The sequence below is a fragment of the Acidovorax sp. Root275 genome (assembly GCF_001428965.1).
Taxonomy (GTDB): Bacteria; Pseudomonadota; Gammaproteobacteria; order Burkholderiales; family Burkholderiaceae_C; genus Acidovorax; species Acidovorax radicis.
On sequence record NZ_LMJH01000008.1, the window covers coordinates 69,837 to 82,861 of the forward strand.

A 13,025-nucleotide genomic window follows, 5' to 3' on the forward strand; every position below is an offset into this window, starting at 1 on the left:
CTACTGGGCGGCTGCGGTAGGGGTAGTGGCCGTGCGCAGTAACGCCAACCGCTCGCGCACTTCCCCATAGCTGGGCGGCGTGCAGCCTGCCCGCTCCACGCAGTGGCTGGCGCTGGCCAGCGCGTGGTGCAGCACGGCGAGCAAACGGGCTTCGGTGACGGGGGCCGTCAGGCCACCAGGACGCAGTGCCAAGGCCTCTTCGCCGCGCTCCGGACCCGCCAGCATGGCGGTGATCAAACCCGCCAGAAAACAGTCGCCTGCGCCCACGGTGTCCACCACCGTGAGCGGCATTTCCTCACGCGCATGCACGGCCCGCCCGTCGCGTTGCAGCAGCCAGGCGCCGCCGGGCCCCAGGGTCAGTGCCAGCCATTGGGCGGGCGTCTGGCGCAGCAGGTGGCGGGCACGTTGCAGCGCATCGGCGCCCGGCACCGCCAGCGCTTCCAGGTCATCGTCGCTCACCTTGATGAGGTGGGCCTGTTGCAACGCGGCCATCACATTGGTGCGGTAGGCGGGCGCGTCGTCCACGGCGGACAGGCGCAGGTTGGCGTCTACCACCACCATGCGCCCGGCGGTGCGCTGCGCGGCCAGCCAGGGCAGGTAGATGGCGGCGTCCTGCGCCACCAGGGCCAGGCAGCCCGTGGCCACCACCTGCAGGTGGGGCTGGGCGGCGCACGCGGCAATGAGCGCATCTGCCGTCACCTGGCGGTCGGCCACGCCGTCGCGGTAGAAGCTGTAGCTGGCCTTGCCCTCGGCATCCAGCGCGGCCAGTGCCAGCGCACTGGGTGCGCGCACCGGCGCAGGGGCGGTCAGGGCCACACCCGCCTCCTGCAAGCCGTGGGCCAGTTGTCGCCCCAGCATGTCGCCCGACAGCGGGTTGAGGTACAGCGTGCCCACGCCCTGCAGGCCCAGCGCACGCGTGAGGTTGTAGACCGCGCCGCCCGCGCAGGGCTTGAGGCGGCCATCGGGCTCTTCGATCAGGTCAAACAAGGCCTCGCCCGCCGTGGCCACGCGCAGCCGCGGTGCGGTGTAGGCGGGGCTGGAGTCGGCGGACTGGATAGGGAAAACCATAAGTAAATCCACTTGATTTATTAACTTGTCGGCCACTATAGTTCGATCCCATCCACCCGACAAGAGTGGTTCACCTGCCAGCCGTGCAGCACGGGGCCGACAGGAATCTGCCATCCCACAACCCGGAGACAACGCCATGCAACGCACCCCCGCTTTCGCGCTTTCTGTCCTTGCCCTCACCGGCGCCATGGCCTGTGGCCTGGCCCAGGCACAAACGTCCGAGCCCGTGATCGGCCTGATCACCAAGACCGACACCAACCCCTTTTTCGTGAAGATGAAAGAGGGGGCGACCGCCGAGGCCAAGAAGCTGGGCGCCAAGCTGGTGTCGGCCGCTGGCAAGACCGACGGCGACAACGCCGGCCAGGTCACAGCCATGGAGAACCTGATCGCCGCTGGCGCCAAGACCATCCTGATCACCCCCAGCGATGCCAAGGCCATCGTGCCCGCCATCAAGAAAGCCCAGGCGCGCGGCGTGATGGTGATTGCCCTGGACAGCCCCACCGACCCGATGGACGCGAGCGATGCCCTGTTTGCCACCGACAACTACAAGGCGGGCGAGCTGATCGGCCAGTACGCCAAGGCAGCTGCTGCAGGCAAGAAACCTGTGATTGCCACGCTGGACCTGTTCCCCGGCCACCCCGTGGGCGCACAGCGGCACAACGGCTTTCTGAAGGGCTTTGGCCTGCAGGCCAACGATGCCAAGAGCAATGAGCTGTCGCGCCCCGCCGAAGTGGTGTGCATGGCCGACAGCTTTGGTGACCGCGCCAAGGGCCAGACCGGCATGGAAAACTGCCTGCAGAAGAACCCCGACATCAACATCGTCTACACCATCAACGAGCCCGCCGCCGCCGGTGCCTACAACGCGCTCAAGGCCGCAGGCAAGGAGAAGAACGTGCTCATCGTCTCGGTGGACGGTGGCTGCGCGGGCATCGCCGACGTGGGCAAGGGTGTGATCGCCGCCACCAGCCAGCAGTACCCGCTGCGCATGGCCGCGATGGGCGTGGCGGCAGGTGTGGACTATGCCAAGACCGGCAAGAAGGTCAGCGGCTACACCGACACGGGCGTGACGCTGATCGCCGCCAAGCCACAGGCGGGTGTGGACAGCAAGGACGTGAAGACTGGCACGGACCTGTGCTGGGGCGCCAAGTAACACGTCCCTTTTGATGTGGGACCAGGCAGCCCTGCAGGGGCCTGCCTGAGTGCCCAATTTAGCCACCCGCCCGGAGCCGCCATGACATCGCCCGCTTTCAAACTACCGCCCCTGGCCACGCTGGGGCCGTTCATCGCGCTGATCCTGGCGTGCGCCTTTTTTGCCACGCAGAGCGAACGCTTTCTGTCGGCTCAGAACTTCGCGCTCATCCTGCAGCAGGTCATGGTGGTGGCGGTGATCGCCATCGGCCAGACGCTGGTCATCCTCACGGCGGGCATTGATCTGTCGTGTGGCATGGTGATGGCGCTGGGCGGCATCGTGATGACCAAGATGGCGGCGGACTATGGCCTTTCGGCACCTGTGGCGATTGCCTGCGGCATGGCCGTGACCATGCTGTTCGGCCTGATCAACGGCCTGCTCGTCACCAAGATCAAGCTGCCGCCCTTCATCGTGACGCTGGGCACGCTCAACATCGCGTTTGCCGCCACGCAGCTGTACTCGGGCGCGCAGACGATCACCGACATCCCGGCCGGCATGACCGCGCTGGGCAACACCTTCCAGCTGGGGCAGACCGCCATCGTGTGGGGGGCCGTGCTCATGCTGGCCCTGTACCTCGTCACCTGGTTTGCGCTGCGCGAGACCGCGCCCGGCCGCCATGTCTACGCCGTGGGCAACAGCCCCGAAGCCACGCGCCTCACCGGCATTGCCACCGACAAGGTGCTTCTGGGCGTGTATGTGCTGGCGGGCCTGTTCTACGGCATCGCGTCGGTGCTGTCGGTGGCCCGCACCGGCGCGGGCGACCCGAACGCGGGCCAGACCGAGAACCTCGACGCCATCAGTGCCGTGGTGCTGGGCGGCACCAGCCTGTTTGGCGGGCGCGGCATGATTTTGGGCACGCTGGTGGGGGCGCTGATTGTGGGCGTGTTCCGCAACGGGCTCACGCTCATGGGCGTGTCGTCGGTCTACCAGATCCTCGTCACCGGCATCCTCGTGATCCTGGCCGTGGCCACCGACCAACTCTCGCGCAAAGGAGTGCGTTGATCATGACCAACTCCACACACACCACGAACGCCCCGCTGGTCATGCAGGCCAAGGGCCTGGTCAAGCGCTACGGGCAGGTCACCGCGTTGGATGGCGCCGACTTTGAACTGCGCGCCGGTGAAATCCTGGCCGTGATCGGCGACAACGGCGCGGGCAAGTCGAGTCTCATCAAGGCGCTGTCGGGCGCCACCGTGCCCGACGAAGGCGAGATCCTGCTCGACGGCCAGCGCATCCAGTTCAAGAGCCCCATCGACGCACGCCGCGCGGGCATCGAAACCGTGTACCAGGACCTGGCCGTGGCCCCGGCCATGACGATTGCCGAGAACCTGTTTCTGGGTCGCGAACTGCGTCGCCCCGGACTGCTGGGCAGCGCGCTGCGCATGCTCGACAAGAAAAAGATGCTCGAAGAAAGCGTGGCCCGCATGGCCGAGCTGAAGGTCGGCATCCGCTCGATGACGCAGGCGGTGGAGACCCTCTCGGGCGGCCAGCGCCAGTGCGTGGCCGTGGCGCGGGCGGCAGCGTTTGCGCGCCACGTGGTCATCATGGATGAACCCACCGCCGCCCTCGGCGTGAAGGAAGGCAACATGGTGCTGGAGCTGATCCGCCGCGTGCGCGACAAGGGCCTGCCCGTCATCCTCATCAGCCACAACATGCCCCATGTGTTCGAGATTGCCGACCGCATCCACATCGCCCGCCTGGGCAAGCGCGCTGCCGTCGTCAACCCCAAGAAGATCAGCATGAGCGACACCGTGGCCGTGATGACCGGTGCCATGGCCGCGTCTGACCTGCCCGCTGAATGCCTTGCCTGAACCATGCTGAAAAATATTGACCCCCTGCTGACCCCCGACCTGCTCAAGGTGCTGGCCGAGATGGGCCATGACGACGCCATTGTTTTGGCCGACGCCAACTTCACCGCCATGAGCCTGGGCGCGGGCAAGCCCGTGCTGCGCCTGCCCGGCATTGGCATGGCGCGTGCCGTGCAAGCGGTGGCCAGCGTGCTGCCCCTGGCGCAGGACGTGCCGCACCCCGTGGCCTACATGCAGGTGGGCGGTACCGAGGTGCCGTACCGATCAGCCCTGCAGCGCGAAACGATGGACGTGCTGGCACGCGAGGGCGTGGCCAGCGAGCAGGCCGAAGGCGTGGAGCGTTTTGCGTTCTACGAACGCGTCAAAAAGGCCTATGCCATCGTGGTGACGGGCGAGCTGCAGCCCTGGGGCAATTTCCTGCTGCGCAAGGGCGTCATCGGCGACACTCTGAGTGCCTGATTGATTCGCCGCCATGCTGGACACCGACGCTTCCCCCCTCCCTGTTGACAACGCTGCCGCCAGCCCCGCACTGCTGCGCCAGCGCGGCTCCAACCACGTGGGGCTGCGCCAGTTCAACGAGCGGGTGGTGCTGCAGGCGCTGCGCACCCACGGCAGTCTGGCCAAGGCCGAGATGGCGCGGGTCACGGGCCTCACGGCGCAGACCATCGGGCTCATCACTGCGCGGCTCGATGAAGACCAGCTGCTGCGCCGCGAAGCACCGGTGCGCGGCCGTGTGGGCCAGCCCTCGGTGCCGATTGGCCTCAACCCCGACGGCGCGTTTGCCATCGGTATCAAGATCGGGCGGCGCAGCGCCGACTGGCTGCTCGTGGACTTCACGGGCCATGTGCGTGAACGCGTGGTGCTGGACTACGCCTTCCCTGACATCGACGTGCTGCTGCCCGCCATCCGCAAACACCTGCACCAGCTGCTCGACGGCCTGGGTCCGCTGCGTTCGCGCGTGGTGGGGGTGGGCGTGGCCGCGCCGTTCCAGCTGGGTGGCTGGCACCGCATGCTGGGCCTGACGGAGGCCCAGTCGGAGGCCTGGAACAGCATCGACCTTGCGGAGCAGGTGCAGCAGATGACCGAGCTGCCCGTGAGCTTTGCCAAGGACACCTCGGCCGCCTGCGTGGCCGAGCTGCTGCAGGGGCGCGGGCGCGACATCCCTAGTTTTCTGTACCTGTTCATGGACACCTTTGTGGGCGGTGGGCTGGTCATCAACTCGCACCTGCACCGGGGCTTGCATGGCAACGCGGGCGCGGTGGCCTCGCTGCCGCTGTCACCAGCCCAGCCGGGCCAGGCACCGGCGCAGCTCATCAGCCAAGCCTCGCTGTGGGAGCTGGAGCAGCGCTTTCGCGAACACGGCCTCGACCCCATGGCCGCCTACGACAAGCGTGTGCTGCAGGCCCCGTGGCTGGAACACAGCCGGGGCTGGATTGCGCGCGCTGCGGCGGGCTTGGCGCACTGCATCGTCTCGGCCACCGCGTTTTTGGATCTGGACGCCGTGGTGGTCGATGGCGCCGCAGCCCCCGAGCTGCTGCAGGCCCTGTGCGAAGGCGCCCGCCACGCGCTGGCCGACTACAACTGGGAAGGCCTGCACCAGCCGCCCCGGCTGGAACTGGGCACCATGGGCTCCGACGCCCGGGCGCTGGGGGGGGCGCTGCTGCCCTTGCATGCCTGCTTTGCGCCGGATACGGACATCTTCCTCAAGGCCTGAGCAGGGCATGGGGCGGTGAAGATTTGCTATTAAAAATATAGCTATTGGCGCTTGTCTATCAAGCGCCAGGCCGTATTTTTATTCAAAATTTCTCGGCCGAGGTTGCATCAAGGGCAGCGCTCGCCCCGATCCCGGCCCGCCAGGATCGCCCGCGCCACTTCGGCAAACCCCGCGCCCCGCTCGCCCTCGGTCACATAACGCGGCAGGTGCTGCAGTTGTGGCACAAAGCGCGCGATGTTGGCCACCCCCACGCTGTGGGGAAAGTGCTCGAACATGAGCTGGTCGTTGGTCGAGTCGCCCACATACACCCAGCGGTCGATCTCCGCGTCGAGGTCGCGTCCCAGCAACTCGCGCACGATCCAGCGCGCGCCCTCCAGCTTGTTGTGCGCCCCGAACCAGCCGTTGATGTGGATGCTGCTCACGGTGGCGTTCATGCCTGCGGCGCGCAGGATCGCCACGCATTGGTCGATGCGCGCTTGGGGCAGGTGCGTGAACTCGCTGTGGTCGATGGCGATGTCCGTTTCGCGTCCGGGCGAGTCGGTCGCGCGGCGGGCGCCGGGCACCCTGGCTTCGATGTCAGCCAGCACTTGCTGCATGCGGGCGAAATGGGCTGCGCGTGTGGCTGCATCCTGTTGGTATCGTTTTGATAGCGCGTCGCGATTGTCTGGTCTGCGTTGCAGGGCTACAGCACCATTCTCGGCCACGATGGCGTCCACGGGCCAGGCAGCTGCAAAGGGCTCGCTCCAGCCTACGGGGCGGCCGGTGATGGGAATCACTGCCAGTCCCCGGGCCTTGAGTGCTTCCATCGCTTGCAAGACGGGCGCAGGCACAGCGCCCTCGGTGGTCAGCGTGTCGTCGATGTCGGTGAGCACGCCGACGAGGCGGGCGGGTGGACTCCAGGCACTCAATGGGAGCATGGGGGAATGGGTAGGCATGGCGATGGCAAGGTGGACGTTGGTGAAAATCACGGAGGGCTGCCGCTCGGGCTTGCGCTTCTCCCTGTGAGCGAAGAGATGCCCACTCCTAACCGGTACTTGGGGCCGTTTTCCCGCGCGTCAGGCTCGGGAATTTTTCTGCAACCCTTTCGGCGGACATGGGCACCATGTCCCCGTCACGGAACTCAAAAAGCTGCAGGGTGGTCGATGGGATCTGCTCCAGGCCACGGCCCTTTTCGTCCACGACGTGCAAATTGCCTGGCTGTGGCTTCGGCGCAAAAAGATCGGCGGTGTTTCGGGCGCGGATCAGTACAGAGCGTTTGTATCCATCATCGGTGCCTCCGAACTCTGGGACTACGAATATGGCCTGCCGCTCTTTGTCGAGCGACAGCGCAAAGCGATACAGCGTGTCCCAATACGCCAGGTTGGGCCTGAGCGCCTGGGTCTCCTGCGCATGCACACCCGCCAGGGCCGCAACAAGCGCAGCGCTTCCGACAAGGGCAGCAGCAGGGCGCGCCTCTCGGGGCCAGATGGCCGCCAGACAGGCAGAAAACGCAATCCACGGCACGAACAGATAGCGGTCTGGACTGTGAATTCCCGGAAAGGCCGTCAGCGGTATCAGAGGCAGCAGGACGATGCCCAAGGACACGAAAAGCACAGGTCCATGGAGCCGTCGCTTCACGACCGCGAGGCACAAAAGGCCGAGAAATACAACGGCAAGGATGTTGCCGGGCGGTTTGGAGCCGAGGAGCAATTTGGGAACCCTGAGCAACTGGCGCAGGGCCTCGCCGGCATCAAAAACCCCCTGGCTGTAGCCGCCCACGAGGCGCCCTAGCAGCAGATAGCGCCATCCCATATAGGCCAGTGCAATCAGCACGAACGGTACCAGTGCGCGCATCCGTTGCCGCAGCGTGCCCACGGGCAGGAAGGGCAAGAGCACGACCAGGGGCACATAGACTTCCTTGCAGGTAGTCGCCAGCAGATAGGCGAGGGCGGACAGCGCCAGCCAGTATCCGCGTCCGCCTTTGAGATACCGGGTCCAGCCCAGTATCGACAGCATGGCGAAAACGAAGCCGCTCGCATAGTGCCCGTGCATCAGGCCCGCTGCGATGTGGGCCGTGGGCTTGCCGAGCAGCAGCGCAATGGCGCCGATCAGCGCGGGCAGGGGCGCCACCCACTCTCGCAACACGGCATAGAACAACGCGGCTCCCAGCCCCACGAGCAGCAGCAAATGCGCGTAGTGACCGGCGGCGGCCATGCCGAACAAGCTCAGGTTGATGTCGTAGAACAGCAGGTTCCACGGAGCGACATTGGCGCTGGAGTGCCCCTGGGCAATGTGGGGCTCCAAGAAATATTGCCAGGGTGTGTGTTGGGCGGCGTAGCTCAGGTGGGCGCCGTCATCCCAGCGCCAAGATCCCTGGAGTGATGCGCCATGGGCCAGCAGGGTGAGCAGGGACAGAAGCAGTGTGGCGCCGAGATATTCGATCCAGGGGTGGCGGTCGATGCGCTCGCGCAGCGCGAGCCGCGCGGCTCTCAGTGCTTGAACGTCCATCGCCAATGGAGGAGGAAAGTGAGCGCCGGAAGCGCGACGAAGACCAGTCCGAGCCCCACCAGGTAATGCCAGCCTGCCCAAGCCGCAAACCCGCTGACCAGCACGGTGATGGCAAGCCCGGCCAGGGATACAAGGAGAAAGCGCCCGTATTGCCCCAGTGATGCCTCTGTCTTGAAGTTCCAGCGGCGGTTTGCCCAATAGGAAAAGCTGTTGGCCGCCACAAACGCGATGGCGTTGGCGATGGACGGGTGAACCCCGAAGCGCTCGACGGACAGGACGACGACGGCCGTATGGATCAGCGTATTGATCACACCGATGCCAGAAAACTTGGCAATCTTGCCCGCCAAGGAGTCAGGAGCGATCCGGAAAGTCATAGAGGTCGCGAATAATATAAATGGGCCGCTGCTTCACTTCCCCGTAGATGCGGCCGATGTACTCACCAAGCACGCCAAGCCCCGCGAGCTGCAGTCCACCGAGGAACAGGACGGATGTGATCAGGGAGGCGTAGCCCGGCACATCACGCCCCAGGATCAAAGTCTTGAGCAACAGGAAGATGGCATAGACGAGGGCCAGGGCGGAAATGGTGGAGCCGATGTAAGTCCAGATGCGAAGCGGGACCGTGGAGAACGAGGTGATCCCTTCCAGGGCGAAGTTCCACAAACGCCATCCCGAGAATTTGCTGGCGCCCGCAAAACGGGGCTCGCAGACAAAAGTCACCGTCGTTTGCCGGAAGCCGGCCCAAGCGAACAGGCCCTTCATGAAGCGGCGGCGTTCGGGCAGTCTTTTAAGGGCTTCGACGACCTTGCGGTCCATGAGCCGAAAATCGCCGACGTCTGCGGGAATATCGACTTCGGAAATCTGGTTCTGCAAGCTGTAAAACCACCCGGCGGTCTTGCGGCGAGCCCAATGTTCCGCTTCACGGCTTTGCCGTTTCGCCAGGACCACTTCGTAGCCTTCGCGCCAGCGGGACACCATTTCTGGAATAGCTTCGGGCGGGTGTTGAAGATCAGCGTCCATCGGGATGACGACGTCGCCCCTCGCCAACTCGATGCCGCAAGTGAGTGCCGCCTCTTTGCCGAAATTCCTCGACAGGTCGGCAATGCGCAGGTGGGGGTTCTGCTCCCTCGCCAGCAGCAAGCGTGACAGGGTGTCGTCACTGCTTCCGTCGTTGATGCACACGACTTCATAGGTGTCCGCAGCCGATTCCAAAACAGGGACCAGGCGGGCAAGAAAAGCAGCGAGATTGCCGGCCTCGTTCTTCATCGGGCAGATGATCGTCAACGAGGCAGGACGGGGCTTCAGTGGTGGCTGTTCCATGGTGGAGGGCTGGGCGAGTCGTGTCTGCGCAAGAAAAAACAAAAGGTCTGACTGCGCAATAACTTCCCATCTTGTGCGGGCTAGGCTCCTTGCAGCGCCAGCCCCGCATGCTCGCGTAGCGGGTGGAAGTGGATCTTGGGAAACCGCTCCTGCGCCAGACGCACGTCATACGGGCTGGTGCACAGATAGGCCAGCGTGTCGGCCGCATCGTGCGCCAGGCGCAGCGGGTAGGCGTCGGTGAAGGCGCGCAGGTCGGCCGCGTTGTCCGCGGTGATCCAGCGGGCGCCCGTGTACTGGCAACCTTCCAGACGCACGTCGGCGTCGTACTCGGCCTTCAGGCGGTGCTGCACCACTTCGAACTGCAGCTGGCCCACGGCGCCCAGCAGCATGTTGCCGCCAGCGTCAGGCTTGAAGACCTGGATCGCGCCTTCCTCACCCAGCTGGGCCAGGCCCTGCTGCAGCTGCTTGGTGCGCAAGGGGTTCTTGAGCACCACGGTCATGAACATTTCCGGGGCGAAGAACGGCAGGCCGGTGAACTGCAGGTTGGCGCCGTCGGTGATGGTGTCGCCCAGCTGCACGCCGCCGTGGGTGGTAAAGCCGATGATGTCGCCCGCGTAGGCTTCTTCCACCGCCTCGCGGCGCTGGCTCATGAAGGTCACCACGCTGGTGGGGCGCAGTTCCTTGGAGGTGCGCTGCACCTTGAGCTTCATGCCCGGCATGTACTTGCCCGAGGCCACGCGCACGAAGGCGATGCGGTCGCGGTGGTTGGCATCCATGTTGGCCTGGACCTTGAACACCACGCCCGCAAAACCCTCGTCCTCGGGCGCGATGGTCTTCACGACGGGCTGTTTGTTGACTTCGAGCGTGCTCACGCGCGGGCCGGGCGGCGGTGACATGTCGACCACGGCGTCCAGAACCTCCATCACACCGAAATTGTTCACCCCTGAACCGAAGAACACGGGTGTGAGCTTGCCGGCCAGGAAGTCTTCGTGGCTCCAGGCCGCCGAGGCACCCACGGCCAGCTCCATGCTCTCCAGCGCATCGTCAAAGGGCTGGCCAAAGCGCTTGCGCAGCCTGTCGGCCTCGGCCAGCGGCACCACTTCAAAGTCTTTCGGGCCGCGGTCGCTCCCGGGGGTGAACACCGTCATGGTCTGCGTGCGCAGGTTGATGATGCCGCCAAAGCTCTTGCCCTGGCCTACGGGCCAGGTGATGGGGCAGCAGGGCATGCCCAGCTCGCGCTCCACTTCGTCGAGGATGTCGAGCGGGTCGCGCACTTCGCGGTCCATCTTGTTCACGAAGGTGATGATGGGCGTGTCGCGCTGGCGGCAGACCTCGATCAGGCGGCGTGTCTGCGCTTCCACACCGTTGGCGGCGTCGATCACCATCAGCGCTGAGTCCACGGCCGTAAGCACGCGGTAGGTGTCTTCAGAGAAGTCCTTGTGGCCGGGGGTGTCGAGCAGGTTGATCACGTGTTCGCGATACAGCATCTGCATGACCGAAGAGGCCACCGAGATACCGCGCTGCTTTTCGATTTCCATCCAGTCCGACGTGGCATGGCGGCTGGCTTTGCGGCCCTTGACGGCACCCGCGATCTGGATCGCGCCCGAGAACAGCAGCAGCTTTTCCGTCAGCGTCGTTTTACCGGCGTCGGGGTGGGAAATGATGGCAAAGGTGCGGCGGCGCCGGGTTTCTGAGGCGTAGGACACAGGGGGTGGTTCCAGAAGGGGGTCAGGGCGCGCTGCGGCAGGGTTCTGCGGCAGTCGGCGCGGCAGGCGCAGCGGCGCCCGGAAGCGGCGATTTTACCGGCGCCCGCTGCGAACCCTTTTCAGACCCTTCTTCAACGCCCTGTTTCCGTTCAGCTGAGCTGTGCCTGGGTGTGCCGGGCATACATCTTCTGCATGCCGCCCAGCCAGCGTTCGTAGTCCTGCCCCTTGTTGCGGAAGTATTGCGCCACTTCGGGGTGGGGCAGCACCAGGAAGCGCCCGTCCTGCATGGCGGCCAACACATCGCCTGCCACCTGCTCCGGCGGCAGGATGCCGTCGTGCGAGGCCGAGCCGCCGTCGCCGGTGACCATGGCGGTCTGCACCGACTGCGGGCACAGGCAGGCGACGCCCACGCCACGGCGGCCATAGGCGATGCGCAGCCACTCGGCAAAGGCCATGGCCGCATGTTTGGTGACGGCATAAGGGGCGGATTCGACGATGGTCAGCAGCCCGGCTGCCGAGGCTGTGACGAGGAAGAAGCCTTCGCCGCGCTCCACCATCTCGGGCACCACGGCACGCGCTGCCCACACGTGGGCCATGCCGTGAATGTTCCACATGGCCTCCCACAGCGGGTCTTCCAGCTCGATGCCTCCCGGACGGCCCAGGATGCCGGCGTTGGAGATGTAGGCATCGACCCGGCCATAGCGTTCGCGGGTGGTGGCGACCAAAGCCTGGATGTCGGCCTCCTTCGACACATCGCAGCGCACGGCCAGGCCTTTGACTTCGTCGGCCACAGCCTGGGCGGGCGCGAGGTGCAGGTCGGCCACGACCACGGCGCGGGCCCCCTCTTGTGCAAAACGCCGCGCGATGCTGCGGCCGATGCCGCTGGCGCCGCCGGTGACGATGATGACTTTGTCCTTGGCGTCCATGCAATGCTCCGTTGGTGGTGTTCGGTGAGGGCGCCAGTGTCGGGCGGCCCGCCGGGCAAGGCAGCCGCGCAGGCGACAGGTTCTCAGTCCGGTGGGCTCGGGGCCTGGCGGATGGCCGCACAGCACAGCTGCTCCACACCCTCGGCCCACTGGCGCATCTGCACGGCGTCAAGCTGCAGCAGCAACACGTAGCGCCGCCCGCCCCAGGCCGAGAGGTGCAGCACCTGCAGCAGTTCCTGCCCAGGCGGGCAGGGCAGGTCGGAGCAGGCTGCAAACACCCGGCCCCAGGCGGTCACCAGTTCCTCGTGCACGCGGCGGTGGTGCCGAGGCTCTGCCATCTGCGCCTCCAGTGCCAGCATGTCGGGGTGGAAGGGCGGCAGCTCGGGCGCATCCACGCCGCACACCAGGCGCACCAGATGGTGGACGCGCGCGGTCCAGGGCAGGTCGGTGGGCTGCACGGCCTCGCGGTCGATGGCGGCGAGCAGGGACTCGATGCAGTGGCGCACATAGCCCGACAGCAGCGCTGTCTTGTTGGGGAAATAGTCGTACAGCGTGCCGACGGAAATGCCGGTTTCCAGCGCCACATTGCGTGTGGTGAGCTTGTCCCAGCCGTCACGTTGCCAAATCCGAACAAAGGCGTCGTAGATGGCCTGCACCGTGAAGCGCGCCCGGGCCTGGCGAGGGCGCTTGAGCGGCTTGGGGGCCGTGCTGGAGCCGGCAGCAAGGGCCTTGCGCGGCGGGTTCATCGGTTTCCGAACCCACGCGGCGGCTTGGCGCCATACAGTGCCCTGAGTGCTTTTTCATCCCTCA

The 13,025-nt window shown here is 65.8% G+C and carries 13 protein-coding genes; 5 read left to right on the top strand and 8 right to left on the bottom strand.

Annotated elements, in window-relative coordinates:
- Positions 1 to 1,068: a PfkB family carbohydrate kinase gene (locus ASE52_RS10455; protein ID WP_057225959.1), complete on the bottom strand. Its 1,068-nt coding sequence runs from the start codon at positions 1,066 to 1,068 to the stop codon at positions 1 to 3.
- A 136-nt stretch (positions 1,069 to 1,204) separates the two neighbouring features.
- On the opposite strand from ASE52_RS10455, the gene ASE52_RS10460 reads away from it, so the two are divergent.
- The 5 genes from ASE52_RS10460 (at position 1,205) to ASE52_RS10480 (ending at position 5,779) form a co-directional block, all read left to right on the top strand.
- Entirely contained in the window at positions 1,205 to 2,218 is a 1,014-nt protein-coding gene (locus tag ASE52_RS10460) for a sugar ABC transporter substrate-binding protein (protein WP_010466676.1), read from the top strand.
- A gap of 81 nt (positions 2,219 to 2,299) precedes the next feature.
- Positions 2,300 to 3,259, top strand: coding sequence for an ABC transporter permease (locus tag ASE52_RS10465; RefSeq protein ID WP_057225960.1), 960 nt, complete (start codon positions 2,300 to 2,302; stop codon positions 3,257 to 3,259).
- A gap of 2 nt (positions 3,260 to 3,261) precedes the next feature.
- Positions 3,262 to 4,068 (top strand): ATP-binding cassette domain-containing protein, encoded by an 807-nt coding sequence (locus tag ASE52_RS10470; RefSeq protein WP_057225962.1) that lies wholly within the window; start codon positions 3,262 to 3,264, stop codon positions 4,066 to 4,068.
- A 3-nt stretch (positions 4,069 to 4,071) separates the two neighbouring features.
- Positions 4,072 to 4,524: an RbsD/FucU domain-containing protein gene (locus ASE52_RS10475; protein WP_057225964.1), complete on the top strand. Its 453-nt coding sequence runs from the start codon at positions 4,072 to 4,074 to the stop codon at positions 4,522 to 4,524.
- Between the two features lie 13 nt (positions 4,525 to 4,537).
- A complete protein-coding gene (locus ASE52_RS10480) occupies positions 4,538 to 5,779 on the top strand; it encodes an ROK family transcriptional regulator (protein WP_057225966.1) in 1,242 nt (413 codons plus the stop codon).
- A gap of 107 nt (positions 5,780 to 5,886) precedes the next feature.
- Here the strand turns inward: ASE52_RS10480 and ASE52_RS10485 are convergent, their stop codons facing one another.
- The 7 genes from ASE52_RS10485 to ASE52_RS10515 form a co-directional block, all read right to left on the bottom strand.
- On the bottom strand, positions 5,887 to 6,696 hold the full coding sequence (locus ASE52_RS10485) for an HAD-IIB family hydrolase (RefSeq protein WP_057225968.1): 810 nt from the start codon (positions 6,694 to 6,696) through the stop codon (positions 5,887 to 5,889).
- A 106-nt stretch (positions 6,697 to 6,802) separates the two neighbouring features.
- A complete protein-coding gene (locus tag ASE52_RS10490) occupies positions 6,803 to 8,272 on the bottom strand; it encodes a hypothetical protein (RefSeq protein WP_140426210.1) in 1,470 nt (489 codons plus the stop codon).
- Complete coding sequence (locus ASE52_RS10495; RefSeq protein WP_057270389.1) at positions 8,248 to 8,640, bottom strand: GtrA family protein; 393 nt, start codon at positions 8,638 to 8,640, stop codon at positions 8,248 to 8,250. The genes ASE52_RS10490 and ASE52_RS10495 overlap by 25 nt, the downstream gene beginning before the upstream one ends.
- Entirely contained in the window at positions 8,618 to 9,583 is a 966-nt protein-coding gene (locus ASE52_RS10500; RefSeq protein WP_057225973.1) for a glycosyltransferase family 2 protein, read from the bottom strand. The genes ASE52_RS10495 and ASE52_RS10500 overlap by 23 nt, the downstream gene beginning before the upstream one ends.
- Before the next feature lie 80 nt (positions 9,584 to 9,663).
- Positions 9,664 to 11,289: a peptide chain release factor 3 gene (locus ASE52_RS10505; RefSeq protein ID WP_010466660.1), complete on the bottom strand. Its 1,626-nt coding sequence runs from the start codon at positions 11,287 to 11,289 to the stop codon at positions 9,664 to 9,666.
- A 149-nt stretch (positions 11,290 to 11,438) separates the two neighbouring features.
- The gene (locus ASE52_RS10510) at positions 11,439 to 12,215 is read right to left on the bottom strand and encodes an SDR family oxidoreductase (protein ID WP_057225975.1); all 777 of its coding nucleotides are present in this window, start codon (positions 12,213 to 12,215) and stop codon (positions 11,439 to 11,441) included.
- An 83-nt stretch (positions 12,216 to 12,298) separates the two neighbouring features.
- The gene (locus ASE52_RS10515; protein WP_010466656.1) at positions 12,299 to 12,961 is read right to left on the bottom strand and encodes a TetR/AcrR family transcriptional regulator; all 663 of its coding nucleotides are present in this window, start codon (positions 12,959 to 12,961) and stop codon (positions 12,299 to 12,301) included.
- Between the last annotated feature and the right edge of the window lie 64 nt (positions 12,962 to 13,025).

Excerpts from the sequence above, each read along its gene's own strand:
- ASE52_RS10455 (WP_057225959.1), bottom strand. The coding sequence starts at position 1,068 with ATGGTTTTCCCTATCCAGTCCGCCGACTCCAGCCCCGCCTACACCGCA.
- ASE52_RS10460 (WP_010466676.1), top strand. The coding sequence starts at position 1,205 with ATGCAACGCACCCCCGCTTTCGCGCTTTCTGTCCTTGCCCTCACCGGC.
- ASE52_RS10465 (WP_057225960.1), top strand. The coding sequence starts at position 2,300 with ATGACATCGCCCGCTTTCAAACTACCGCCCCTGGCCACGCTGGGGCCG.
- ASE52_RS10470 (WP_057225962.1), top strand. The coding sequence starts at position 3,262 with ATGACCAACTCCACACACACCACGAACGCCCCGCTGGTCATGCAGGCC.
- ASE52_RS10475 (WP_057225964.1), top strand. The coding sequence starts at position 4,072 with ATGCTGAAAAATATTGACCCCCTGCTGACCCCCGACCTGCTCAAGGTG.
- ASE52_RS10480 (WP_057225966.1), top strand. The coding sequence starts at position 4,538 with ATGCTGGACACCGACGCTTCCCCCCTCCCTGTTGACAACGCTGCCGCC.
- ASE52_RS10485 (WP_057225968.1), bottom strand. The coding sequence starts at position 6,696 with ATGCTCCCATTGAGTGCCTGGAGTCCACCCGCCCGCCTCGTCGGCGTG.
- ASE52_RS10495 (WP_057270389.1), bottom strand. The coding sequence starts at position 8,640 with ATGACTTTCCGGATCGCTCCTGACTCCTTGGCGGGCAAGATTGCCAAG.
- ASE52_RS10500 (WP_057225973.1), bottom strand. The coding sequence starts at position 9,583 with ATGGAACAGCCACCACTGAAGCCCCGTCCTGCCTCGTTGACGATCATC.
- ASE52_RS10510 (WP_057225975.1), bottom strand. The coding sequence starts at position 12,215 with ATGGACGCCAAGGACAAAGTCATCATCGTCACCGGCGGCGCCAGCGGC.
- ASE52_RS10515 (WP_010466656.1), bottom strand. The coding sequence starts at position 12,961 with ATGAACCCGCCGCGCAAGGCCCTTGCTGCCGGCTCCAGCACGGCCCCC.